This is a genomic window from Streptomyces tricolor (genome assembly GCF_002155905.1).
Classification (GTDB): domain Bacteria; phylum Actinomycetota; class Actinomycetes; order Streptomycetales; family Streptomycetaceae; genus Streptomyces; species Streptomyces tricolor.
Window position 1 is genome coordinate 1 of record NZ_MUMF01001071.1, and the last position, 563, is coordinate 563.

Annotated in this window: 1 pseudogene; it reads right to left on the reverse strand. The window is 72.9% G+C overall.

The annotated features are described in order from the left end of the window. Positions 1 to 528: pseudogene (locus CCN44_RS42790) on the reverse strand (DNA-3-methyladenine glycosylase); the annotation flags it as partial. Positions 529 to 563 lie beyond the last annotated feature (35 nt).

Consider the following 563-nt stretch of genomic DNA (forward strand, 5'->3'; position numbering starts at 1 on the left):
GGCTGACGGTCGGGTCGTCGGCGATCCAGAAACGCCACGGGTGGAGGTCGCCGTTGCCGCCCTCGCCGGCCACGCCGGTGCGGGGGCCGCTGCGTACCTGGTCGGAGGGGACCGGTGCCCCGGTCAGCATCCTCAGCGGTGTCTCCCCGGAGGTGCACGCGTCCGTGCCGTCCAGGGCCCGGTCGACCCCCAGGGCGGTGGCCAGCCGGGCCGGGCCTTTGGCCAGTNNGCCCGGCCCTCGGGTCCGCAGACCAGGTTCATGCAGTGCCACATGCCGTAGGTGAAGTAGACGTACACGTGACCGGGCGGACCGAACATCACCGCGTTGCGTGCGGTGCGGCCGCGGTAGGCGTGCGAGCCGGGGTCGTTCTGGCCGTCGTACGCCTCCACCTCGGTGAGGCGGAGGGCGATCGGGCCGTCGGGTGTCGTCCGGACCAGGATGCGCCCGAGGAGATCGGGTGCGACCTCCAGGACCGGGCGGTCGAAGAAGGCTCGGGGCAGTGGCGTACGGTCCGGGGGCGCGATCATGCCCATCGAGGGTAGTCCAGACGGGGCACCGCACC